At 67.0% G+C, this 23,157-nt stretch carries 20 protein-coding genes; 10 read left to right on the top strand and 10 right to left on the bottom strand.

Annotation, left to right across the window (positions count from 1 at the left end; translation table 11 throughout):
• Positions 1-685: 685 nt before the first annotated feature.
• From ACIQM3_RS07315 to thyX, 3 genes are all read right to left on the bottom strand, one after another.
• Positions 686-2,371 carry a ribonuclease J gene (locus ACIQM3_RS07315; protein WP_401619884.1) on the bottom strand — a complete coding sequence of 562 codons (1,686 nt, stop codon included), beginning with the start codon at positions 2,369-2,371 and terminating at the stop codon, positions 686-688.
• A 130-nt stretch (positions 2,372-2,501) separates the two neighbouring features.
• Complete coding sequence (dapA, locus tag ACIQM3_RS07310) at positions 2,502-3,401, bottom strand: 4-hydroxy-tetrahydrodipicolinate synthase (RefSeq protein WP_356713748.1); 900 nt, start codon at positions 3,399-3,401, stop codon at positions 2,502-2,504.
• A gap of 151 nt (positions 3,402-3,552) precedes the next feature.
• On the bottom strand, positions 3,553-4,290 hold the full coding sequence (gene thyX, locus ACIQM3_RS07305) for an FAD-dependent thymidylate synthase (protein WP_393766462.1): 738 nt from the start codon (positions 4,288-4,290) through the stop codon (positions 3,553-3,555).
• A 175-nt stretch (positions 4,291-4,465) separates the two neighbouring features.
• Here thyX and ACIQM3_RS07300 point away from each other — a divergent pair, with 175 nt between their 5' ends.
• Together ACIQM3_RS07300 and ACIQM3_RS07295 are read left to right on the top strand one after the other, a co-directional pair.
• Entirely contained in the window at positions 4,466-4,705 is a 240-nt protein-coding gene (locus ACIQM3_RS07300; RefSeq protein WP_401619880.1) for a hypothetical protein, read from the top strand.
• 93 nt (positions 4,706-4,798) lie between these two features.
• Positions 4,799-5,350, top strand: coding sequence for a hypothetical protein (locus tag ACIQM3_RS07295; RefSeq protein WP_401619877.1), 552 nt, complete (start codon positions 4,799-4,801; stop codon positions 5,348-5,350).
• Between the two features lie 54 nt (positions 5,351-5,404).
• On the opposite strand, the gene ACIQM3_RS07290 is transcribed toward ACIQM3_RS07295, so the two are convergent.
• The 6 genes from ACIQM3_RS07290 to eccD all read right to left on the bottom strand — a co-directional run bounded on the left by ACIQM3_RS07290 (position 5,405) and on the right by eccD (position 12,487).
• On the bottom strand, positions 5,405-5,857 hold the full coding sequence (locus ACIQM3_RS07290) for a tetratricopeptide repeat protein (protein WP_104789520.1): 453 nt from the start codon (positions 5,855-5,857) through the stop codon (positions 5,405-5,407).
• Between the two features lie 14 nt (positions 5,858-5,871).
• Positions 5,872-6,624, bottom strand: coding sequence for a 4-hydroxy-tetrahydrodipicolinate reductase (dapB, locus tag ACIQM3_RS07285; protein ID WP_401619874.1), 753 nt, complete (start codon positions 6,622-6,624; stop codon positions 5,872-5,874).
• Between the two features lie 22 nt (positions 6,625-6,646).
• On the bottom strand, positions 6,647-8,026 hold the full coding sequence (locus tag ACIQM3_RS07280) for a pitrilysin family protein (RefSeq protein WP_099177845.1): 1,380 nt from the start codon (positions 8,024-8,026) through the stop codon (positions 6,647-6,649).
• Complete coding sequence (locus ACIQM3_RS07275) at positions 8,023-10,236, bottom strand: polyribonucleotide nucleotidyltransferase (RefSeq protein WP_328904477.1); 2,214 nt, start codon at positions 10,234-10,236, stop codon at positions 8,023-8,025. Before ACIQM3_RS07275 ends, ACIQM3_RS07280 begins: the two co-directional genes overlap by 4 nt.
• Positions 10,237-10,506: 270 nt before the next feature.
• Entirely contained in the window at positions 10,507-10,797 is a 291-nt protein-coding gene (gene rpsO, locus ACIQM3_RS07270) for a 30S ribosomal protein S15 (RefSeq protein ID WP_003965855.1), read from the bottom strand.
• A 187-nt stretch (positions 10,798-10,984) separates the two neighbouring features.
• Positions 10,985-12,487, bottom strand: coding sequence for a type VII secretion integral membrane protein EccD (gene eccD, locus ACIQM3_RS07265; protein ID WP_401619870.1), 1,503 nt, complete (start codon positions 12,485-12,487; stop codon positions 10,985-10,987).
• Between the two features lie 246 nt (positions 12,488-12,733).
• Here eccD and eccCa point away from each other — a divergent pair, with 246 nt between their 5' ends.
• The 8 genes from eccCa (at position 12,734) to ACIQM3_RS07225 (ending at position 22,450) form a co-directional block, all read left to right on the top strand.
• Positions 12,734-16,702, top strand: a complete 3,969-nt coding sequence (gene eccCa / locus ACIQM3_RS07260; RefSeq protein WP_401619867.1) for a type VII secretion protein EccCa — start codon at positions 12,734-12,736, stop codon at positions 16,700-16,702.
• Positions 16,703-16,840: 138 nt separating this feature from the next.
• Positions 16,841-16,966, top strand: a complete 126-nt coding sequence (locus ACIQM3_RS07255; protein ID WP_401619864.1) for a hypothetical protein — start codon at positions 16,841-16,843, stop codon at positions 16,964-16,966.
• A 48-nt stretch (positions 16,967-17,014) separates the two neighbouring features.
• Positions 17,015-17,311 carry a hypothetical protein gene (locus ACIQM3_RS07250; protein ID WP_401619861.1) on the top strand — a complete coding sequence of 99 codons (297 nt, stop codon included), beginning with the start codon at positions 17,015-17,017 and terminating at the stop codon, positions 17,309-17,311.
• A complete protein-coding gene (locus tag ACIQM3_RS07245) occupies positions 17,311-17,970 on the top strand; it encodes a hypothetical protein (protein WP_401619859.1) in 660 nt (219 codons plus the stop codon). Before ACIQM3_RS07250 ends, ACIQM3_RS07245 begins: the two co-directional genes overlap by 1 nt.
• Positions 17,971-17,987: 17 nt before the next feature.
• On the top strand, positions 17,988-19,607 hold the full coding sequence (locus ACIQM3_RS07240) for a DUF6571 family protein (protein ID WP_401619856.1): 1,620 nt from the start codon (positions 17,988-17,990) through the stop codon (positions 19,605-19,607).
• Between the two features lie 135 nt (positions 19,608-19,742).
• On the top strand, positions 19,743-20,231 hold the full coding sequence (locus ACIQM3_RS07235; protein ID WP_401619853.1) for a hypothetical protein: 489 nt from the start codon (positions 19,743-19,745) through the stop codon (positions 20,229-20,231).
• 281 nt (positions 20,232-20,512) lie between these two features.
• Entirely contained in the window at positions 20,513-20,905 is a 393-nt protein-coding gene (locus ACIQM3_RS07230; RefSeq protein ID WP_401619850.1) for a hypothetical protein, read from the top strand.
• A gap of 474 nt (positions 20,906-21,379) precedes the next feature.
• Entirely contained in the window at positions 21,380-22,450 is a 1,071-nt protein-coding gene (locus tag ACIQM3_RS07225) for a (+)-(1(10)E,4E,6S,7R)-germacradien-6-ol synthase (protein WP_401619847.1), read from the top strand.
• 93 nt (positions 22,451-22,543) lie between these two features.
• On the opposite strand, the gene ACIQM3_RS07220 is transcribed toward ACIQM3_RS07225, so the two are convergent.
• On the bottom strand, positions 22,544-23,047 hold the full coding sequence (locus tag ACIQM3_RS07220; protein WP_401619844.1) for a DinB family protein: 504 nt from the start codon (positions 23,045-23,047) through the stop codon (positions 22,544-22,546).
• Between the last annotated feature and the right edge of the window lie 110 nt (positions 23,048-23,157).

Genomic DNA, 23,157 nt, shown 5'->3' with positions numbered 1-23,157 from the left:
CGTCCTGAGCCAGGATCAAACTCTCCATGAATGTTTTCCCGTAATCGGGAGAGCACCATAAAAGAGCGGGACAACCAACCGGAATAGGGTTGGTAAGTCCACTGCGTCCTCGCTGATGTTGCCTACCCGCCACATGGACCGGCAGGACTTCAAAGGAACCACCAACCCACCGAAGTGGGCCGGGGTATCAACATATTTGGCGTTGACTTTTGGCACGCTGTTGAGTTCTCAAGGAACGGACGCTTCCTTCGGTCCCGTTTCACCGGGGCCCTCCGGGCGCTTCCCTTCGTTCTTGCGTTTCCGACTCTATCAGACTCTTTCGCGTCCGATTCCCGGCCGAAGCGGGTTCCTGCTCAATCGCTTTCCAGTTCTTCGCTTTCGCGTTTCCCTTTCCGGCGGTTCCAACTTTACCAGACTCTTTTCCGTTCCGTTTCCGGTCCGAATTTGATTCCGGTGGCCTGTGGAGTGGCCTTTGCCTTTCGGCGCGTCCGACTTTATCAGAGATTCTGAGTCGGATTTCCCGCCTCACCGAAGGGCTCCCAGCGCACATGTGCGCGAGGTGCTTCCCGTTCAGGCGGAATGGCAAACGTACTGGAGCGGGGCGCCCCGATGCAAATCGGGGCGCCCCGCTCCTGGTTGGCGGCCTGTGGGCGGTCTGTCGGACGGCCGCCGGTGGCCGTCCGGGTCAGACCTCGACGACGACCGGAAGGATCATCGGACGCCGACGGTAGGTGTCCGACACCCACTTGCCCACCGTCCGCCGGACCAGCTGCTGGAGCTGGTGGGGCTCCATAACGCCGTCCTGCGCCGACTTGTTGAGGGCTTCCTCGACCTTGGGTACCACCGCGGTGAACGCGCTGTCGTCGATGCCGGAGCCGCGGGCCTGGATATGAGGACCGCCGACGATCTTGCCGGACGAGCTGTCGACCACGATGAAGACCGAGATGATCCCCTCGTCGCCGAGGATCCGGCGGTCCTTGAGGGAGGTCTCCGTGACATCGCCGACCGAGAGGCCGTCGACGTACACGTAGCCGGCCTGGACCTTGCCGACGATCTTCGCCTTGCCGTCGACGAGGTCGACGACCACGCCGTCCTCGGCGATGACGATGTGGTCCTTCGGCACGCCGGTGAGCGCGCCCAACTCGGCGTTGGCCCTGAGGTGGCGCCATTCGCCGTGCACCGGCATCAGGTTCTTCGGCTTGCAGATGTTGTAGAAGTACAGCAGCTCGCCGGCCGAGGCGTGGCCCGAGACGTGGACCTTGGCGTTGCCCTTGTGGATGACGTTGGCGCCCCAGCGGGTCAGACCGTTGATCACGCGGTAGACCGCGTTCTCGTTGCCCGGGATCAGGGACGACGCGAGGATCACCGTGTCGCCCGGGACGATCCGGATCTGGTGGTCGCGGTTGGCCATCCGGGACAGGGCGGCCATCGGCTCGCCCTGCGAGCCCGTGCAGACCAGCACGACCTCGTCGTCGGGCAGGTCGTCCAGCGTCTTGACGTCGACGACCAGGCCGGCGGGGACCTTCAGATAGCCCAGATCACGGGCGATGCCCATGTTGCGGACCATCGAGCGTCCGACGAACGCGACGCGGCGGCCGTACTCGTGGGCGGCGTCCAGGATCTGCTGGATGCGGTGGACGTGGCTGGCGAAGCTGGCCACGATGATGCGCTTCTGCGCGTTGGCGAAGACCGTGCGCAGGACGTTGGAGATGTCCCGCTCCGGCGGAACGAAACCGGGGACCTCCGCGTTCGTCGAGTCGGAGAGAAGAAGGTCGATGCCCTCCTCGCTCAGTCGGGCGAACGCGTGCAGGTCGGTGAGACGACCGTCCAGCGGCAGCTGGTCCATCTTGAAGTCGCCGGTCACGACAGCCATGCCCGCAGGGGTGCGGATGGCGACCGCGAGGGCGTCCGGGATGGAGTGGTTGACCGCGACGAACTCGCAGTCGAACACGCCGATGCGCTCACGCTGTCCCTCGGTCACCTCAAGGGTGTAGGGACGGATCCGGTGCTCCTGGAGCTTGGCCTCGATGAGCGCGAGGGTCAGCTTCGAGCCGATGAGCGGGATGTCCGGCTTCAGCCGGAGCAGATAGGGGACGGCGCCGATGTGGTCCTCGTGGCCGTGCGTGAGGACGATGCCCTCGACGTCGTCCAGGCGGTCCCGGATGGTGGTGAAGTCCGGAAGGATCAGGTCGATGCCGGGCTGCTCCTCCTCCGGGAAGAGCACGCCGCAGTCGACGATGAGCAGGCGGCCGCCGTACTCGAAGACCGTCATGTTGCGGCCGATCTCGCCCAGGCCACCCAGCGGGGTGACCCGCAGGCCGCCCTTGGGGAGCTTCGGCGGGGTACCGAGTTCAGGATGCGGATGACTCAAAAGACTCTCCTTACCACGCGCGCCACGTACCGCTGAGGGCACGTGGCGCGCATGTCATTCGTGCACTTGCTGTTGTCAGGTGGTGTTTCCGCCGCGAGTGTCCTCGCGTATTCAGTTGTGAAGTCCGTGGTTAGAGCTGTACCCCACCGGCAGCCAGATCGATCTTGAGCTGGGCCGTCTCCTGGGCGGTGAGTTCCACCAGAGGAAGGCGCAGCGGGCCGGCGGGCAGGCCCTGCAGGGTGAGCGCGGCCTTGGTGGTGATCACGCCCTGGGTGCGGAACATCCCGGTGAAGACCGGGAGCAGCTTCTGGTGGATCTCCGTGGCCTTCTGTACGTCGCCGCCGAGGTGGGCCTCGATGAGCGCGCGCAGCTCCGGGGTGGCGACATGGCCGACGACGGAGACGAAACCGACGGCGCCGACCGAGAGGAGCGGGAGGTTGAGCATGTCGTCGCCGGAGTACCAGGCGAGGCCGGACTGGGCGATGGCCCAGCTGGAACGGCCCAGATCTCCCTTGGCGTCCTTGTTGGCGACGATCCTGGGGTGTTCGGCGAGGCGTACGAGCGTCTCTGTGTCGATCGGCACACCGCTGCGGCCCGGGATGTCGTACAGCATGACCGGGAGCTCCGTGGAGTCCGCGATGGCGCCGAAGTGGCGGAGGAGGCCCTCCTGCGGCGGCTTGTTGTAGTACGGCGTGACCGCGAGGAGGCCGTGTGCACCGCTGCGCTCGGCGGTGCGGGCAAGCTCGATGCTGTGCCGCGTGTCGTTTGTGCCGACGCCGGCGACTACGTGGGCCCGGTCTCCTACAGCTTCCAGCACAGCCCGTACGAGCTGGTCTTTCTCCGCGTCGCTGGTGGTCGGGGACTCGCCCGTGGTGCCGTTGACGACCAGGCCGTCATTGCCTGCGTCCACCAGATGGGCGGCGAGCCGCTGGGCGCCGTCGAGGTCGAGTGCGCCGTCAGCCGTGAACGGCGTGACCATAGCGGTGAGGACCCTCCCGAAGGGGGTCTGCGGAGTGGAGATCGGAGCCATGGGTAACACGCTACTCGTTGCTCGGAGCGCCGCGCTCCCTCGGGGGACGAGGAAGAGGAGCCCGGCACTGCCTGCTCGGGGGTTCAGGCAGTGCCGGGTCCGTTTGATCAGCCTAGATGAACTTCACGAAACGTCGCAATACGGACACCGCCTACGGGGCTACCCGTCCGTTTTTGTTGAAGGCGGCATGAGTGAGCGGCATCAGGCTCTGCCAGTGCTGTTCCATCTGCTCGCCGACCATTTCGATCTCGCGCTGCGGGAAGGACGGCACCTTGGCCAGCTCGTGCTGTGTACGCAGGCCGAGGAAGTGCATCAGCGAGCGGGCGTTGCAGGTGGCGTACATCGTGGAGAAGAGGCCGACGGGGAGCACCGCTCGCGCGACCTCGCGGGCGACCCCGGCGGCGAGCATCTCCTGGTAGGCGTCGTACGCCTGGCGGTACGACGCCTCCATGGCGCGGCTGGTGAGCTCGTGCTGCTCCGGGGTTCCCTCGACGAATTCGTACTTGCCGGGGCGGCCCTGCTGGATGAGCTTGCGGGACTCGCCCGGGACGTAGAAGACCGGCTCGAGCTCCCTGTAGCGGCCCGATTCCTCGTTGTACGACCAGCCCACGCGGTGCCGCATGAACTCACGGAACACGAAGATCGGGGCGCTGATGAAGAAGGTCATCGAGTTGTGCTCGAACGGGCTGCCGTGCCGGTCCCGCATCAGGTAATTGATGAGCCCCTTGGAACGCTCGGGGTCCTTGGCGACCTCTTCCAGGGACTGCTCCCCTGCCGTCGACACGCGGGCTGCGAACAGCACGTCGGAGTCGCCGGCAGCTGATTTCACCAGGTCAACGGTGACATCGCTGCGGAAGTGGGCCTTTGTGGGCTCGGGGGTGTCGGTCACCGGCGGGGGTCCTTCCAATGGCGTCGCTCGGGCGGCGTCCACTCTACGGGCCCCGGGGTCGGCCTCCGTCAGCGGGAAATTTTGGACGGGTTCGGCGATTCGGGGCACCGATAGGGCCTCTCGTACGTCTGACTCATTAGCAGCACCCGTCACAGAGTTCAAGGAGAGCTTCCTCATGTTCCGCCGGCGTGAATCCGTCCCGTTCTCGTTCGTTGCCGAGGCCGACCGGTTCCGCAGTAATGTCACTCCGCCTCCCCGCCGACGCGCCAGCCGCTCTCAGCTGGCCGCTCATTCCCTCGTAGGGCTGACGCTGATCGCCGGCTTCGCCGGTTCGCTGCTCTTCGGCCTGCCCGCTCTCGACACCGACCGGACGCCGTCGCACAGCCAGACGTCCGAGGCCGCGCAGCACCACTGACCCGTACGGGCCCCCTGGGGTGGTCCACCGGGGGGCTGCTCGGTAGCCTCACCGGGCACAGCAATCGAGCGTGCTTGTGAGTGAGGATCAGTCGTGCCCCTGCCCTTCCTGACGGCCGACCGCGCATTCGACGCGGAAGCGGAGGACATCGCGCTGCCGTTCGACGACCATGACAGCTGGCGGCGGCCCTACCGCCCCGGCCCGTGGCGGGTCGCGGCGGCAGCCACCCTGCTGCTGCTGGCGTCCTTCGTCCTGCTGGCCGCGATGATCATCACGTTCGCCGGGTCGCTCTCCGGTGCCACCGTGTGTTTCGCGCTCGCCGCCGTGGTGATCGCGTGTGCGCTGCGGCTGCTTCGGGTCGGTGCCTGGGTGAGCCGGCACGGCGTACGCCGGGTGGGCTTCTTCCTCACGACCACCGTGCGGTGGAACGACGCCGCGGCCGTGCGCACGGTGCAGCAGCCGGTCAAGTGGCTCGGTCTCCCGCGCACCGTCCAGGGGCAGGCCCTGATCGTGGTGCGTAAGGGCGGCGAGTCGTCGGCGCCACTGGTCACCGACCACAACGCCGACTTCCTGGCCCGCGCCGAGGCCTTCGAGCGCGCCACGGACTCCATCGAGGCCTGGGGCGACGAATACCGCACCCGCTGACCCGATGGCCCCCACGGGGCCGCCAGAACACCTCACAAGCCGGTACGGCGCCAGTCAGGCGCGTACCGGCTTGTTCGTGTGCAGCGCGATGGCGCGCTGCATCGCCTTACGGGCGCGTGGGGTGTCCCTCGCGTCCTGGTAGGCCACCGCCAGCCGGAACCAGCAGCGCCAGTCGTCCGGGCTGTCCTCGGTCTCCTCCCGGCGCCGAGCGAAGACGGCGTCGGCGGAGTCGCGGTCGATACGCCCGGAGGGGGTGCGCACGAGCTCGTCGACGGGGAGGCCGCCCTCCGCGTCCAGTTCAGCGGCCAGGGCGTTGGCCCTGCGTACGAACTGGGTGTTCTTCCAGAGGAACCAGATGCCGATCACCGGCAGGATCAACACGGCCACGCCGAAGGTGACCGTGAGAAGCGTGCCGTGCTCGATGAGCAGGACGCCGCGGCTGCCGGCCAGGACGAAGTAGAAGACCAGTACGGCGGCGGTGACGACGTAGGTGAGCTTTGCGCGCATGGGGTTGGGCCCAGTCAGTTCAGGTCGAGGAAGTGTTCCAGGCCGAAGGTGAGGCCGGGAGTGGTCACCACGCGGCGGGTGCCGAGCAGGATGCCCGGCATGAAGCTGCTGTGGTGCAGCGAGTCGTGGCGCAGGGTGAGGGTCTCGCCCTCACCACCCAGCAGGACCTCCTGGTGGGCGAGGAGGCCGCGGAGCCTGACCGAGTGGACCGGGACACCGTCGACGTCCGCGCCGCGGGCTCCGTCGAGTGCGGTGGCGGTGGCGTCGGGCTGCGGCGCCGCTCCGGCCTTCTCGCGGGCCGCCGCGATGAGCTGGGCGGTGCGGGTGGCGGTGCCGGAGGGTGCGTCCGCCTTGTTGGGGTGGTGCAGCTCGATGACCTCGACGGATTCGAAGTAGCGGGCGGCCTGCTCCGCGAACTTCATTGTGAGGACCGCGCCGATGGAGAAGTTCGGCGCGATGAGCACACCGGTCTCCGGGGAGGCGGAGAGCCAGGTGTTCAGCTGCGCGAGCCGTTCGTCGGTCCAGCCCGTGGTGCCGACGACCGCGTGGATCCCGTGCCGGACGCAGAAGTCCAGGTTGTCCATCACCGACGCGGGTGTGGTCAGTTCGACGACCGCCTGGGCGCCGTTGTCCGTGAGGGCGTCCAGCGAGTCGCCTCGGCCGAGGGCGGCCACCAGCTCCATGTCGTCGGCGGCCTCCACGGCTCGTACCGCCTCTGACCCGATGCGTCCCTTGGCACCGAGAACGGCCACGCGCAGCTTGCTCATCTGTTCTTTCCTTACGGGGTGGTTAGGAGACCGCTTCCTGGAGGCGGTCGGCCTGCTTGTCCTTCAGCGGGCCGATGACCGAGAGCGAGGGCCGCTGTCCGAGGACGTCGGCCGCGACGGCCCGGACCTCGTCGGGGGTGACCGCCGCGATCTTCGCCAGCATGTCATCCACGGACATCTGTTCGCCCCAGCAGAGCTCGCTCTTGCCGATGCGGTTCATGAGCGCGCCCGTGTCCTCCAGTCCGAGGACGGTGGACCCGGCGAGCTGTCCGACGGCGCGGCTGATCTCCTCGTCGCCGAGACCGTCCGTCGCCGCGCGGTCGAGCTCGTCACGGCAGATCTTGAGGACGTCGTGCACCTGGCTGGGGCGGCAGCCCGCGTACACGCCGAAGAGCCCGCAGTCGGCGAAGCCCGAGGTGTACGAGTACACGCTGTAGGCCAGGCCGCGCTTCTCCCGTACCTCCTGGAAGAGGCGGGAGCTCATGCCGCCGCCGAGCGCGGTGTTCAGGACGCCGAGCGCCCAGCGGCGCTCATCGGTCCTGGCCAGGCCGGGCATGCCGAGGACGACGTGGGCCTGCTCGGTCTTGCGGTTCAGCAGCTCGACGCGGCCGGTGGCGCGCAGCGTGCGGGAGCCTTCGCGGGGCGCCGTGGGGACCGCGTCGGTGCGGCCCAGGGCGCCGGCGCGCTCGAACGCCTTGCGGACCTGTCGTACGACCGTGGCGTGGTCGACGTTGCCGGCGGCGGCGACGACCAGGTGCGTGGGGTCGTAGTGCTTCTTGTAGAAGCGGGCGATCTGGCCGCGGTTCAGGGCGTTGATCGTGTCGACGGTGCCGAGCACGGGGCGGCCCAGCGGGGTGTCACCGAGCATCGTGTGCGCGAACAGGTCGTGCACGCAGTCGCCCGGGTCGTCCTCCGTCATCGCGATCTCCTCGAGGATGACGCCGCGCTCGGCGTCGACGTCCTCGGGGGCGATCAGGGAGCCGGTGAGCATGTCGCAGACGACATCGATGGCCAGCGGCAGATCCGTGTCCAGGACCCGCGCGTAGTAGCAGGTGTACTCCTTCGCCGTGAAGGCGTTCATCTCGCCGCCGACCGCGTCGATCGCGGACGAGATGTCGAGGGCACTGCGCTTGGCCGTGCCCTTGAAGAGGAGGTGCTCGAGGTAGTGCGTCGCGCCGTTCAGGGTGGGCGTCTCGTCGCGTGAACCGACGTTGGCCCAGATCCCGAAGGTGGCGGAGCGTACGGAGGGCAGCGTCTCGGTGACGACCCGGAGACCGCCCGGGAGGACCGTGCGGCGGACGGTGCCGATGCCGTTGCTGCCCTTGAGAAGCGTTTGGGTACGGGCGACGGCCCGCCCCTCCGAGGAGGGGCGGGCCGTCGTCACGGAACTACGGGACGTCACTTGTCGGTGTCGTCCTTCTTCTCGTCCTCTTCGCCCTCGACCACGGGGATGAGGGAGAGCTTGCCGCGGGAGTCGATCTCCGCGATCTCGACCTGGACCTTGGCGCCGACGCCGAGCACGTCCTCGACGTTCTCCACGCGCTTGCCACCGGCGAGCTTGCGGATCTGCGAGATGTGCAGCAGACCGTCCTTGCCGGGCATCAGGGAGACGAACGCACCGAAGGTGGTGGTCTTGACGACCGTACCCAGGTAGCGCTCGCCGACCTCCGGCATGGTCGGGTTGGCGATGGCGTTGATCGTGGCGCGGGCGGCCTCGGCCTGCGAGCCCTGCTGGGCACCGATGTAGATGGTGCCGTCGTCCTCGATCGTGATGTCGGCGCCGGTGTCCTCCTGGATCTGGTTGATCATCTTGCCCTTGGGGCCGATGACCTCACCGATCTTGTCCACCGGGATCTTGACGGTGATGATCCGCGGGGCGTTCGGGGACATCTCGTCCGGGACGTCGATGGCCTCGTTCATGACGTCCAGGATGTGCAGACGCGCGTCACGGGCCTGCTTCAGCGCGGCGGCCAGGACCGAGGCGGGGATGCCGTCGAGCTTGGTGTCGAGCTGGAGCGCGGTCACGAACTGCTTCGTACCGGCGACCTTGAAGTCCATGTCGCCGAAGGCGTCCTCCGCACCGAGGATGTCGGTGAGGGCGACGTAGTGCGTCTTGCCGTCGATCTCCTGCGAGATCAGGCCCATGGCGATACCGGCGACGGCGGCCTTGAGGGGCACACCGGCGTTCAGCAGCGACATGGTGGAGGCGCAGACCGAGCCCATGGACGTCGAGCCGTTGGAGCCCAGCGCCTCGGAGACCTGGCGGATCGCGTAGGGGAACTCCTCGCGCGACGGCAGCACCGGCACGATGGCGCGCTCGGCGAGCGCGCCGTGGCCGATCTCGCGGCGCTTGGGCGAGCCCACGCGGCCGGTCTCACCGACGGAGTACGGCGGGAAGTTGTAGTTGTGCATGTAGCGCTTGCGGGTCACCGGGGAGAGGGTGTCCAGCTGCTGCTCCATACGGAGCATGTTGAGGGTGGTGACGCCCAGGATCTGCGTCTCGCCACGCTCGAACAGCGCCGAGCCGTGCACGCGCGGGATGGCCTCGACCTCGGCGGCGAGCGTACGGATGTCCGTGACGCCGCGGCCGTCGATGCGGACCTTGTCCTTGATGACGCGCTCGCGGACCAGCTTCTTGGTCAGCGCGCGGTAGGCACCGGAGATCTCCTTCTCGCGGCCCTCGAAGGCCGGGAGGAGCTTCTCGCCCGCGATCTCCTTGATGCGGTCGAGCTCAGCCTCGCGCTCCTGCTTGCCGGCGATGGTGAGCGCCTTGGCGAGCTCGGTGCTGACGGCCTTGGAGAGCGCCTCCAGGACGTCGTCCTGGTAGTCGAGGAAGACCGGGAACTCGCCGGTGGGCTTGGCGGCCTTGGCGGCGAGGTCGGACTGGGCCTTGCAGAGCGCCTTGATGAAGGGCTTCGCGGCCTCGAGACCGGCGGCGACGACCTCTTCGGTCGGGGCCTCGGCGCCGTCCTTGACCAGCTGGATGGTCTTCTCGGTGGCCTCGGCCTCGACCATCATGATCGCGACGTCGCCGTCCTCCAGGACGCGACCGGCGACGACCATGTCGAAGACGGCGTCCTCGAGCTCGGTGTGCGTCGGGAAGGCGACCCACTGGCCCTTGATCAGGGCGACGCGGGTGGCGCCGATCGGGCCGGAGAAGGGCAGGCCCGCCAGGATCGTGGAAGCGGAGGCGGCGTTGATCGCGACCACGTCGTACAGGTGGTCGGGGTTGAGCGCCATGATCGTCTCGACGATCTGGATCTCGTTGCGCAGGCCCTTCTTGAAGGAGGGGCGCAGCGGGCGGTCGATCAGGCGGCAGGTGAGGATCGCGTCCTCGGAGGGCCGGCCCTCACGGCGGAAGAAGGAGCCGGGGATCTTGCCGGCCGCGTACTGCCGCTCCTCGACGTCCACCGTGAGGGGGAAGAAGTCGAGGTTGTCCTTGGGCCGCTTGGAAGCGGTGGTGGCCGACAGCACCATGGTGTCGTCGTCCAGGTACGCGACGGCGGAGCCTGCGGCCTGCTTGGCCAGGCGGCCCGTCTCGAAGCGGATGGTGCGGGTGCCGAAGGTTCCGTTGTCGATAACGGCCTCGGCGTAGTGGGTCTCGTTCTCCACTAGTGATTTCTCCATACTCGTCGTCTTTCGTCCTTCCGCCCGTGTGGCGGAGGACGGTGCGGAGAGGCGCACCGTGTGTGCGGGGCCGGTCTTCGATCGAAGCTCCCGGGCGTTGTCCCGGGGGCCACTACCGAGGACCGGCGGCGGCCGTCGGGCGCCCCTCCTCGTCTGGTGTTGTACGTCCAGGTTACTGAGCCGGGGCCCGGTACCGCACGTACGGCAAAGGGAGCGGTCCCCTGGAAGTGGGTACCGCTCCCTTCAACAGCGTCTTTACTTGGCGCCGCCGGCCGCGCCACGGCGGATGCCGAGGCGGTCGACGAGCGCACGGAAGCGCTGGATGTCCTTCTTGGCAAGGTACTGCAGGAGGCGGCGACGCTGGCCGACCAGGATCAGCAGACCACGACGGGAGTGGTGGTCGTGCTTGTGCGTCTTGAGGTGCTCCGTCAGGTCCGAGATCCGGCGGGAGAGCATGGCGACCTGGACCTCGGGGGATCCGGTGTCACCCTCCTTCTGGGCGAACTCGGACATGATCTGCTTCTTCGTAGCGGCGTCGAGCGGCACGCGTACTCCTCTTGATGTTCGATGCGCCCACGAGTGCCCCTGGTCTTGATCTCAGGGGAGCTTCCATGACTCGGAGGCGAAGGTCCGATGAGCGCAGCCCCCAGGATGATCCGGGGACGCGTACACAAACGGCCACTGGTCAGAGTACCAGCCCTCCGGGGCGCCCCCGACGGGTGCCGGACGGGTGTCAGCTGGTGAGCGCCCGGATCGAGTGGTAGACGTCGAAAACGGCGAGGCACAGCGGCAGCAGCGTCAGGAGTACGCAGGCCTCGGCGACCTCCAGGAAGCGCCCCCAGAACGGGGTGACGCCCTTGCGCGGCACGATCAGGCCTATGGCGGTGATCAGCGCGGCCACACCCGCGACCGCGGCGGTGAGCCAGATCGTACGGATCTCGAGTCCCGTGTTGTCGCCCGTGAGCGCGTCGCGGATCAGTGCGGTCGGCGGGTTGAGCGACAGTCCGAGGCCGAGGAGCACGAGTGCGGCGAGGCCGGCCCCCAGGGCGCAGCCGACCTGGGCCGTGTAGCGGAAGAGGTGGGCGCGCATCAGCATCGCGGCCCCGGTGGCGAGCGCAAGCAGCTGGCCCCAGACGCTGTCCGAGAAGCCGAGCACCGCGGCTGCGCCCACGGCCACCAGCGCGCATCCCCCGACCAGGCCGAGGAGCAGCTCGTGGCCACGGCGCGCCTGGGCGGCGATGCGGTCGGCGTCGACGGGGCCCTGCGGCGCCGGGTCGGATGTCCCGTAGTCGCCGACGGTGGTGCGGGGAGGCTCGAAGCCGATCGGGAGGCGGGCGAAGCGGGTGGAGAGCCCGGGCAGGAAGCCGAGGAGCCCCACCGAGAGGGGCGCGCAGACGGCCGCGGTCTCGGACGGCGACATGCCGGTCATGATCGCGATGAAGGTCACCAGTACGCCGATGGCGGAGGCGAACACGAACGCGACGAAGGTTCCGTCGCCCTCGGGAGCGGCGATCATGAGGATCACCGACACCACCAGCACGGCGGCACAGGCGAGCAGGAACTGGAGCCTGCCGATGCCCTGGCCCTGGCTGAGCGAGAGGAGCCCGGCACCGGCGACCGCGGCGTTGGTGAGTGCGCCGATCCCCAGCGCGATGGACGACCCACGGTCCGCGTAGATACGCGCGCGTACGCACGCCAGCGCGAGAAGGAGCAGTGCGGTGACGGCGGCCAGGATGCCCGGCAGGCCGTGCATGTCGTGCCGGACGTCGGAGGTCCACAGCACGAAGCCGAGCAGGACCAGCAGGACGGACCCGCCGAAGAGGCCGGCCGAGCGCATGAGGGTGTCGCCCCAGAGGGTGCGGTCCCGGGCGACTGCTGTGGCGACGGCGTCGGAGACGTCGTCGAAGACCGCGGGGGGCAGCGACTCCGAGAAGGGCCGCAGGGACAGGAGCTCGCCGTCGAGGACGCGCAGGCCGGCCAGTGTGCGCCCGCTGTCGAGGACGGTGCCGTCACGGCGCACCAGGTGATAGCCGACCGGGGCGCCCTGGGCGGGGCTCTGCCCCGACAGCCGGAGAATCTCCGGGTAGAGGTCGGCGACGGGAATGTCCTCGGGCAGCGCCACGTCGACGCGGCTGTCGGGCGCGACGACCGTCACCCGGCAGAAGCCGGTTCCGTTGCCGGCCGGAACTCCGGGACCCGGCCGACCGGATCCGGTCGCCGCCGTTTGGGCCGTCATAGTCACCTGCTGCTCCCCCTCATGCTTCTCCTGGGATCCCTCTGGAACGCACCCCTGGGCCACGGGCTCCAGCTGCGTCCCGAATGACCCATTTTTTTGCGGTAGTTAGCGGATGCGTACACGCGTCGCGACACCCTACCGCCCTCGGGTCGCCGGGTACGCCAGTAGGATCCTCCCGCGGACGGAACCCGTCGCCACGGGGGCGCCGATAGGAACAGTTCCGTCCGGCAAGGGAATTGGTGAGCTGTGAGCCAGATCGTCGTCAAGCGCCCACCGAGGGCCCTCCCCTCCGAAGTTCCGGGCGAGCAGGTGCAGTTGCAACCTCCACCCGAGTTGCCCCGTGGGCAGCAGGAGGGGGTGATGATGCAGCTGCTGCCGATGCTCGGCATGGGTGGTTCCGTCGTCTTCTTCTTCATGACGCCGAACCCGATCATGCGGATCATGGGCATGATCATGATTGCGTCGACGGTCGCGATGGCCATTGCGATGATCATCCGTTTCCGGCGCGGCACCCAGGGTCAGCTCGCGGACATGCGGCGCGACTATCTGAAGTATCTGACGCAGACCAGACGCGCTGTGCTGCGGACCGCCCGGCAGCAGCGCGACGCGCAGTTCTACCTCCACCCGTCCCCGGAGCAGCTGTGGGCGCTCGTCGCCGAGGGCAGCCGGGTGTGGGAGCGCCGTGTCGGGGACGCGGACTTCGCACACGTACGCATCGGCCTGGGCAGCCAGGAACTCGCCACGCCGCTCGTCGCACCGGACACCGCACCGGTCGATGAGCTGGAGCCGCTGACCGCCGGGGCGATGCAGCAGTTCCTGACGACCCACAGCACGCTGGAGGGGCTGCCGATGGCGGTCTCACTCCGTGCCTTCTACCACCTGACGATCAGCGGCGAGGCGGAGTCCGCGCGTGCCACGGCCCGCGCGATGGTCGGGGCGCTCGCCTCGCTGCACTCCCCCGAGGACCTGATCATCGCCGTCGCGACCGGCCGCGACGCCGCTCCGCGCTGGGAATGGACGAAGTGGCTCCCGCACGTCCAGGTGCAGGGCTCCACCGACGGCGCCGGCAGCCGCCGTCTGATCAGCACGAGCGTCGCGGAGCTGGAGGAGATGCTCGCGGGCCGTCTCGACGGCCGGCCTCGCTTCCAGCCGGGTGGCCAGCCGATCCTCGACCAGCCGCACGTCGTGGTCGTGCTCGACGGTGAGTCCGTACCGGCGACGTCGGCGCTCGCGTCGGCGGAAGGCCTTCAGGGCGTGACGGTCGTCGAGATCGTCACGGGCCAGGTCAACGGGGCGCGCGGCGGCCTCTCGATCGTGGTCGACCCCCACTCGCTGCAGCTGGAGTCGGGGCACGGTCTGGTGTACGACGGCCTCCCCGACCTGCTGAGCCACGAGGCCGCGGAGGCGCTGGCGCGGCAGCTGGCCCCTCTCCACGTGGCATCGGGCGGGGACGACGACGAACCGCTGCTCGCCAACCTGGAGTTCACCGATCTGCTGAATCTCGGTGACGCCGCCTCGGTCGACGTCAGCCGGACCTGGCGGGCCCGCTCGCAGGCGGAGCGGCTCCGGGTGCCGATCGGCGTGGGCGAGGACGGCGGCCCCGTGATGCTGGACCTCAAGGAGGCGGCGCAGGAGGGCATGGGCCCGCACGGTCTGTGTGTCGGCGCCACCGGTTCCGGAAAGTCCGAGCTGCTCCGCACGCTCGTGCTGGGCCTCGCCGTCACCCACACGTCGGAGACGCTGAACTTCGTCCTCGCGGACTTCAAGGGTGGCGCCACCTTCGCCGGCATGGCGCAGATGCCCCACGTCGCGGCGGTGATCACCAACCTCGCGGACGACCTGACGCTGGTGGACCGCATGGGCGACTCCATCAGCGGTGAGCTCAACCGCCGCCAGGAGATGCTGCGCGACGCGGGCAACTACGCCAACATCCACGACTACGAGAAGGCGCGGGCCGCGGGTGCGCCGCTGCAGCCCATCCCCTCCCTCGTCCTGGTCATCGACGAGTTCAGCGAGCTGCTCACGGCCAAGCCGGACTTCATCGAGATGTTCGTGCAGATCGGGCGCATCGGCCGTTCCCTGGGCGTCCATCTGCTGCTCGCCTCGCAGCGCCTCGAGGAGGGGCGGCTGCGCGGCCTGGAGACCTATCTGTCGTACCGGATCGGTCTGCGTACGTTCTCCGCGGGTGAGTCCCGGGCCGCGCTGGGCGTCCCCGACGCCTACCACCTGCCCAATGTCCCCGGTTCGGGCTATCTGAAGTACGGCACGGACGAGATGGTGCGCTTCAAGGCGGCGTACGTCTCCGGGGTGTACCGCTCGGGTGCTCAGCCGGCCGCGTCCTCCGGTCCTCTGCCGGTGGACCGCAGGCCGGCGGTGTTCACCGCGGCTCCGGTGCCGGTGCGTTACGTACAGCCGACGGCGCAGGCCGGCGTACCCGATGCCCGCACGGCCGAGGACGACGCCCTGGCCGACACGGTGCTCGACGTGATCGTGCGCCGGCTGGAGGGCCGGGGGGCGTCCGCGCACCAGGTGTGGCTGCCTCCGCTGGACAATCCGCCGTCGCTGGACGAGCTCCTGCCGGGGCTCTCCGCGGTGGAGGGGCGCGGGCTGACCCAGCCCGGGTTCGAGGGTGCGGGACGCCTCGTCGTGCCGCTGGGTGTGGTCGACAAGCCGTACGAGCAGCGCCGCGACACGCTCTACCGGGACTTCTCCGGAGCGGCGGGCCACATGCAGATCACCGGCGGCCCGCAGTCGGGCAAGTCCACGCTGCTGCGCACGCTCATCGCGGGCTTCGCCCTCACCCACACGCCCCAGGAGGTCCAGTTCTACGGACTCGACTTCGGTGGCGGTGGACTGTCCTCGGTCTCCGGTCTCCCCCATGTCGGCGGGATCGCGTCCCGGCTCGACCCCGAGCGGGTCCGCCGTACGGTCGCCGAGGTGTACGGGATCATGGCGCGCCGCGAGGAGTACTTCCGCAGCGCGGGCATCGACTCCATCGCCACCTTCCGCAGGATGCGGGCGCGCGGCGACATCTCGGTCACGGACCAGCCGTGGGGCGACGTGTTCCTGCTGATCGACGGCTGGGGCAACTTCCGGACGGACTACGAGGGCCTGGAATCCGCGGCCGTCGACATCGCACAACGCGGACTCGGCTACGGCATCCACCTGATCGTCACGGCGTCACGCTCCATGGAGGTCCGGGCCAACCTCAAGGACCACCTGATGAACCGGCTCGAACTGCGGCTCGGTGACGTCATGGACTCCGAGCTGGACCGCAAGGCCGCCGTCAACGTGCCCGCCGGCGTACCCGGTCGCGGTCTCACCCCGGAGAAGCTGCACTTCATGGCCGCGGTGCCGCGGATCGACGGCATCAACTCCGACAGCGACCTCTCCGAGGCCACGGCCGCCATGAACCAGGAGGTCGCCCGGCACTGGACCGCGGCGCCCGCCCCGGCGGTCCGGCTGCTGCCCCGCGAACTCCCGGTCCGCGAACTGCCCGCGGGCTACGCGCGGCCGGAGCGGGGCATCGCGTTCGGTATCGACGAGAACAACCTGGAGCCGGTCTTCCTCGACTTCGAGCGGGATCCGTTCTTCCTGGTGTTCGGCGAGAGCGAGTCCGGCAAGTCCAACCTGCTGCGCCTGCTCATCAAGCAGCTGACCGAGAGGTACGAGGGGAACGCCGCCAAGTTCTTCGTCATCGACAACCGGCGAGCGCTCCTGGACGTCACCCCCGCCACGCACCTGGCGGAGTACGTGCCCATGTCCAACAACATGGAGCACCACGCGGACGCGCTGTACGACCTCATGAAGCGCCGCACCCCCTCGCCCGAGGTCACGGCGCAGGAGCTGCGTGACCGCAGCTGGTGGAGCGGCCCCGACGTGTACGTGGTCGTCGACGACTACGACCTGGTCTCGACGTCGAGCGGCAACCCGCTGGCGAAGCTCACGGAGATGCTGCCGTTCGCCCGCGACGTCGGCGTGCGGTTCATCATCGCCCGCAGCACGGCGGGCGCGGGCCGCGCCCTGTACGAGCCCTTCCTGCAGCGCATCCTGGAACTGGGCGCGCAGGGCCTGATGCTCTCGGGCGACCCGATCGAGGGAGACATCCTCGGCAACGTACGACCGCGCCCGATGCCCCCGGGGCGCGGGGTGTTCGTCACCCGGCGCCGCGGGAATCCGCTGGTGCAGTCCGGTCTCATGGACGGGGAGCGGTAGGGCGTACGCGGTCCCGGGGCGGGCGGTGACGGCAGGCGCATACGCGCCGCTGTCGCCGCCCGCCGTGGCGTGTCCGCCGACGCGCAGATGTTCGAAACGTTCAGCATTGCAGTACGCACCGAGTGACGGGGGTTCCAGATGGCATGGGCCGAGTGGGAGCAATTGAAGGAAGACGCGGCCGACAAGGGCGGCACGCAGATGCGCCTCAACAAGGCCGAGCCTGGTGGCGGCGGGGGCAGGAAGGGAGACCTCGCCGTCGATTAGACCGACCTGTCGGGCGTCCGTAACGAGGCCTCCAAGCTGAATACGCGCTTGCGGAAAGAGGCCCGCGTAGCAGTCCCGACCAGCGAATCAGCGGCGGGCGATCTCACCACGCAGGGTTTCGAACTCGGTGGCGCGCTCCGGCACGTGGCGAGCAAGTGGGACGTCCAGCTCAAGTCCCTTCTGGATGCGTGTGGGCACATCGCGAACCACATGGACTTCACGAAGTACGTGCACGACGGAGACGATCAGTACGTCCGGAGCAGGGTCAGCAGTATCGCCGCGCTCGACGAGGCCTTCGATGATGACAACGCGCCCAAGGGTGAGAAGAACAAGGCGGACAACTGATGGATTTCGAAACCTTGCGCTTCGCCAAGTTCGAACAACTGGACGCGGCCGTCACCGACTGGTCGACCATGGTGAGCAACCTCGCCGTCCTGAAGGATGACGCCCGGGACGGTCTCAAGGCAGCGGCCGACAAGGCCGACTGGTCGGGCGACAACGCCAACGTCACCAAGGGGTTCGTCGACAAGACGGTGCGTGAATTCGATGACGCCCACAAGCAGGCGAAGTCCCTGTGGAACATCGTCAAGGACACGCGCGACGAGTTGAAGGCCTACCAGAGGCAGCTCAACGAAGCCGTGGAACGCGGGACGGCGAAGAACCTCAGGGTCGCCGCCACCAGCGGAGGCGGCTTCATGGTCACCACCGGCTCCCTCTATGTCGCCCCGACCATGGGCCCTACCGCTCCCGGCTCCAGCGAGAGCCAGCATGATGTCGACGCACTGCGCGGCGAGCTCCAGAAGATCCTCGACAAGGCGACCGAGAGCGACCACACAGGCTCTGCGCCCTCCGCGCTCTTGCGGACCAAGCCGAGCTCGGATTCACCGGTGCCGAGTACAAGGACCGGGACTCCGCGGACAAGGCGATCAAGCAGGCCGACGAGCTGGCGGCCATCGCGAAGAAGAACCCGGACGACCTCACCGCCAAGGAATTCGACAAGCTGAACACCGGGCTCAAGAAGATGTCGGGCGACGAGCTGTTCAGCGCCCGCTTCGCGGAGCAGCTGAAGGCACGGGGGACGTTGGACTTCTGGGCGGAGCTGAACACCCCGAGTTCTACCGACCTGCAGAGGGCCCGGGGCGACCAGTTCGACGAATTGCAGAAGAACCTGAGTCTCACCCTCGCCACTGCCAGTCATAGTGATTCGTCCGGGATGACGAAGTGGAAGCACGAGATGGTAGAGCTCGGCAGCCAGCCCATCTCGAAGAATTCAGGCACCGTCGGCTTCCAAGTGATGAGCAATCTCATGCGTTGGGGGAACTACGACAACAGTTTCCTCAACGAGTACGGGAACGAGTTGATCAAAACCGAGAAGGAACGCACCGACAACGGCAGGCACGGCACCTGGAACACCCCGGCCCCCATGGACCCGACGCTCAACCGCACCGGATCTGATTCCGGCATGGACCCGATGACCGGATTCATGAAGGCGCTGTCGAGCAGCCCTGATGCTGCGACGGAGTTCTTCAACGACACCTTCCTGACGAAGGATGAGGATCACGACTTCAAGGAAGACGACGAGAAGAAGGGGCGGAGGGAACTCAGCAACTTCGACTATCTCTTCGAGGAGCGTGACTGGCCGAAGGATTACACGAACAAAGGCGAGGACAGCATCTCCGGACGGAACTCCATGGCCTTGGCCCTGGAAGCGGCGACGACAGGGCATCCGGCGGGGGAGATCCCAGCAACTGGCCTGCCGGCCCACACCGCAAGCCAGGCCAAGCTTATGGAGAGCCTTACCGCCTCCATCTCGGAAGACCCTGAGCGGTTGACTGGGCATGGATACATGTCTGACAGCATCGGCCAAATTGCGTCCGAGTATCTGCCAGACATCAACCGGGCTACCACCGACGCCAGCGACGAAAACAAGAGCGTTCCAAAACTCTTCCCCATTGCTGGTCATGCCGCCAAGCTGGAGCACACGGACGTGACTCGCCTACTGGTAAGCCTAGGGCAGAATCCGGAGGGCTACAGCGCAGTCGAAGTAGGCCAGAAATCATACATGGCTAACCTTTTGCATTACCATCTCAACCCAGAAATCGCCGCCGATCAGAAATATCCGCACTCGACCGAAGACACGGTCAAGGAAATCACCCGCAGATCGGGCGAGGTCGGCGGCACTCTTGCCATCGGGCGCCAAGAAGCAGTGCTGGGTGAAGCGAAGGAGGATGACGATAATTTCGAACATGCCGTAAACCAGAAGAAGGGCATCACTTCAGGGGTTATTGGCACTGGTGTGGGCATCGGTACCAGTTTCGTCGCGAGCCCTGTCGTAGGCGCCGCAGTGGGTGGGGCGGCAGGGACCGTGAGCGGGGCCGTACTGGAACAGCTCTTCAAGGACACAGAGCCCGAAAAAGTGAAGGAGGCAGGTAAAACTGTAGGTGAACTTTGGGAGGACAGCGCAGAAAGGAATACTGAACTTGCAAGAATTGCCGCGGACGGTGCCGGGAGGACACACAAATCACCTGACGTAGGAAAGTTTGAGGAGTGGACGCGAGAGGGAACCCGAAACGGGTTCAATGACGCCTCCACAGCAGGTCAACGAATGGCCGACGACCTGGAGACCGACATTCCTACATAGTTGCATGAAATGAGCCACCCATCACGGGCGTGACGCAAATAGACAGCACAATGTTATAGCAGAAAGGTAATCACCATGGTAAGGCCAACCCTGGAGGGGCGTGCCACCGCAAGGCTTCGAGCTTCAATTGCCGGGGTGATGATCTTGGCCATCGTGGGCACAGCCTGCTCGACATCAGGAAAATCCTACGAAACCCCTTCCTCGCTCTGCGGCAAATCCATTCCCTCTAAGCTCCTGGATCCCTTCATGCCTGCCGGGAAAAGCGCGTCCGTCGTATCACGTCACGAAACAGAGGGCATCAGAAGGTGTCGCATCTATGTCGACAACAAGGAAGTACTATCCGCTAGTTCCGAGTGGCTACGCAAAGACATGTCGTTGCGTGACGCCGCGAGGTCAACTTTTAACAATGTTGATCCCGACGACAAGATCACAAAAGACGGAAAGTATATCTACTCGAAAACCGGAGCAATCGGAGCAGTGGTGTGCGAAACACCTCCCACGAGCAGCGAGAGAGTATTCTCAAGCATTCGAATTTCAGGAGGCAAGCCCAACGCTGAGGCGCTGGAGGGTCTGATTCGCGAATACTCGGAGAAGCTCGCAAATTCAGACCACTGCTCATCGTAGGTACCCATGGCGAGACCACAAGGTGAAATTTCCCCGTACCATCCCCATGCGACCCGCCAACTTTGCCCCTGTGGAAATAATGGATGACCTAGCATCTGTGTTGCATTGGGTGTGCGGATCGGACATATAAGAACAGGAACGCACTACACGTGATGGTCGTAATTCTTCTGACGCTAGCTGCCGGACTCATCGCCATGTGCTGCGTCAAGGCGGACAGGGTCCGCAGGTGGCGTGAGTCGTTCAACCCGTCGGCGCCCGAACTCCCCGATTCCGCTTTCGTAGTGGCTCGCGTCGTCCTCTTCGGGATGGCGGGAATCGGCATCTTTTCGGCGTTCCAGTTCATGGCCGTGGTCGCCGATGGGGAGTGGAGCGATGACGAGCTGTCCAGCGCGGTCAGCCAGGCCACGGCGGAACTGGACGGCACTTCGCGCTTCGGTGACATATTCGGTGATGACAGCGGCTTCGACGAGGAGTTCGCGACGATGATCGAGGAGGAGGTCGTCGAGAACGGCGGCGGTGGCGCCCCGCAGGATGGGTGGGGGCCAGCGGTGCAGCCACGAACAAGCCCTCGGACGCCGACTACACGGTCCAGGCCGGAGGTGCGGACGCAGCCTTCTGCGTACACGTCGTGCGCACCCCGTCGAAGGACGGGGACTACGAGCCTCCCGGCATAGCGGGCGGAGCCGGCTCGGTGACGGTTCCGAACTACGACTTTGCCGTGACGAGCCGTGAAGGGGCGTGCTGAGGGAACTCTCCCCTTCGCAGCGCCGCTTCCTCGCCGAGGGGGCCCTGCGTAGAACTGTCCGCCTGGCAGGAACGGCTGCGGCAGAGAGGGCGTGCTCAGCCCTTTCGACGGCCCCGGATGGGCGGAACCAAGTAATCCGCTGCCGAACCGGTGAATCCCGAACTTTCGAGAGTCACTTTCGGGCCAACTGTGCGCAGAGCTCGATCAACTGCAAACGATGCGTGATCAACCACTTTCGCACCTCCCTCGGACGCCGGAGACGCTGTCAGACGCCGCAACCAAGGCCGAAAACGACAGCCGTACACGAGCCAACCAGGCTGGAAAAGGCTGTACCCGTTCCCCGTACACCTTGCTAACTTCCGGGTCTCAGAGGCATTGAAAAGTACATGTGAAAGGGCGGTACATGACCTCCCCAGCACCAGCGCCGAAGATCCCCCAGCTGTGGGTTCCGCTCCCCTCGGGGATCCATCCAAGTTGGCGTGAGATCGACGAACGCTCGGCCGCCTGGCTCGATCGGTTCGGCCTCTACTCCGACCGCGCGCAACGCGAACGGCTGACCCGGATCTCCGTGGGCGAGATAACCAGCCGCGGCGCCCCTTCCGGACGCGTCGCTGCCTTGCAGTGGACCTCGGACTTCCTGATGTGGCTCTTCGCCTTCGACGACGAGTACTGCGATGAGGGACCCGTCGCGGCTTCCCCGGATGCCACGCTGCTCATGATCACCAAGCTTCAGCGCATCGTCGAGGTCCCCTGGACGGCGCCCACCGACGACAACTACAGCGCGGCGTTACGCGAGTTGCGTCTGCGGCTCGACAGCTTGACCACCCCGGTGCAGACAGCCCGCTGGGCGGCCAGTTTCCGCGCCTACCTCCAGGGCCAGATCTGGATGGCCGCCAACAGTGCCGCTGGGCGGATCCCCACGCTCTCCGACCACCTGGCGGTCCGGCTCGACTCCTCCGGGGTCAAGATCTTCTCGACCCTCAGCGAGATCATCCACGGGTACGACCTCCCCGCGGCCGACTACGAGCGCCCCGACATCCGTGGGTTCGTCGAGGTCTTCGCCTCGATCATCGGCTGGTCCAACGACCTGGTCTCGTACCACAAGGAGCGCCAGCGCAGCCAAGACGGATACGGAAACATCGTCGACCTGATCGCGTACGAACGGAAATGCACCCTCGACGAAGCGGTGAGCGAGACCGCCATGATGCACACCCGTGCCATGGCCCTCTACCTCCGTCTCCGCGACCAGATCCTGCGTGACGCCGGCCCCGAGCTCCGTCGATGGATCACGGACTGCGACTCCTGGATCCGCGCCGACTACGACTGGTCCCTCACCACCCATCGCTACGTCAACCCGGAGAACCCGGCCGACCTGCCGGCCGGCAGCGCCGCTTCCCCCTTCCAGGAGAGGGAGGCGGACCAGCCGCTGCCGATCGCCAGCATCGCTTGGTGGTGGAACCTGGTGAAGGACTAGGAGATCGATTTCAGGGGGCTTGGTGGTCGCAGGCGGTCAGGGCTCGCATGATCGGTTGGTGGGTGCGATCGCACCTGCTTTACCGCCTCTGCATCACCGCCCGATCGATCCGTCGATCTGCTCGCGCAGGATGTCTGCGTGGCCGGCATGCCGGGCGGTCTCCTCGATCATGTGGACTAGCACCCAGCGCATCGACGGCGGCGCGGTTTCGCGCAACGAGCGGGCGCCGGGGCGGTCCAGGTCGGTGGAGGCGAGGATGACCTCGTTGGCCCGGGTGACCGCTTCGCGATAGGCCTGCGCCAAGTCCGAGGCGGTGTCGTCGGCGGACACCGCAGCCTCGTCCTCCCACTGTTCGCGGTCGGCGCCGGCGTAGGCCCAGACGAACCAGTTGAGCTCGACGGCCGTCAGGTGCTTGAGCAGTCGGAGCAGGCTGGTCCCTGAAGGGACACCGGCCGTGCGGACCGCCGGCTCCGGGACACCGGCCACCTTCGCAAGGACCGACTCGCGCAGGTAGTCCAGGAAGGTCAGCAGGGTGGTCTTCTCGTCGGCGTTCAGACCGGGGGGCCGAAGATCCGAGCGGGGCTCCGTAGTCGTCATGGCGGAACCGTAGATGATCGATTCAAGCCGTCAGGGTCGCATGCAGTCAGCGATCGCATGACGGGCTGCCCGGTGTGCTCGTTGTGCCGGTGGCGGCGGTCGGCACCCCC

This window comes from Streptomyces sp. NPDC091271, assembly GCF_044757505.1.
Taxonomy (GTDB): Bacteria; Actinomycetota; Actinomycetes; order Streptomycetales; family Streptomycetaceae; genus Streptomyces.
Note: the sequence above shows the minus strand (reverse complement) of the source record. Positions and strands in the feature narration are given on the sequence as shown.

What these genes read in the sequence shown, in the direction of transcription:
- ACIQM3_RS07240 (WP_401619856.1), top strand. Translation starts at nt 17,988, where the DNA reads ATGTCGGGCGACGAGCTGTTCAGCGCCCGCTTCGCGGAGCAGCTGAAG.
- dapB (WP_401619874.1), bottom strand. Translation starts at nt 6,624, where the DNA reads ATGAGCAAGCTGCGCGTGGCCGTTCTCGGTGCCAAGGGACGCATCGGG.
- ACIQM3_RS07255 (WP_401619864.1), top strand. Translation starts at nt 16,841, where the DNA reads ATGGCATGGGCCGAGTGGGAGCAATTGAAGGAAGACGCGGCCGACAAG.
- ACIQM3_RS07225 (WP_401619847.1), top strand. Translation starts at nt 21,380, where the DNA reads ATGACCTCCCCAGCACCAGCGCCGAAGATCCCCCAGCTGTGGGTTCCG.
- ACIQM3_RS07245 (WP_401619859.1), top strand. Translation starts at nt 17,311, where the DNA reads ATGGATTTCGAAACCTTGCGCTTCGCCAAGTTCGAACAACTGGACGCG.
- dapA (WP_356713748.1), bottom strand. Translation starts at nt 3,401, where the DNA reads ATGGCTCCGATCTCCACTCCGCAGACCCCCTTCGGGAGGGTCCTCACC.
- ACIQM3_RS07220 (WP_401619844.1), bottom strand. Translation starts at nt 23,047, where the DNA reads ATGACGACTACGGAGCCCCGCTCGGATCTTCGGCCCCCCGGTCTGAAC.
- eccD (WP_401619870.1), bottom strand. Translation starts at nt 12,487, where the DNA reads ATGACGGCCCAAACGGCGGCGACCGGATCCGGTCGGCCGGGTCCCGGA.
- ACIQM3_RS07290 (WP_104789520.1), bottom strand. Translation starts at nt 5,857, where the DNA reads ATGCGCGCAAAGCTCACCTACGTCGTCACCGCCGCCGTACTGGTCTTC.
- ACIQM3_RS07300 (WP_401619880.1), top strand. Translation starts at nt 4,466, where the DNA reads ATGTTCCGCCGGCGTGAATCCGTCCCGTTCTCGTTCGTTGCCGAGGCC.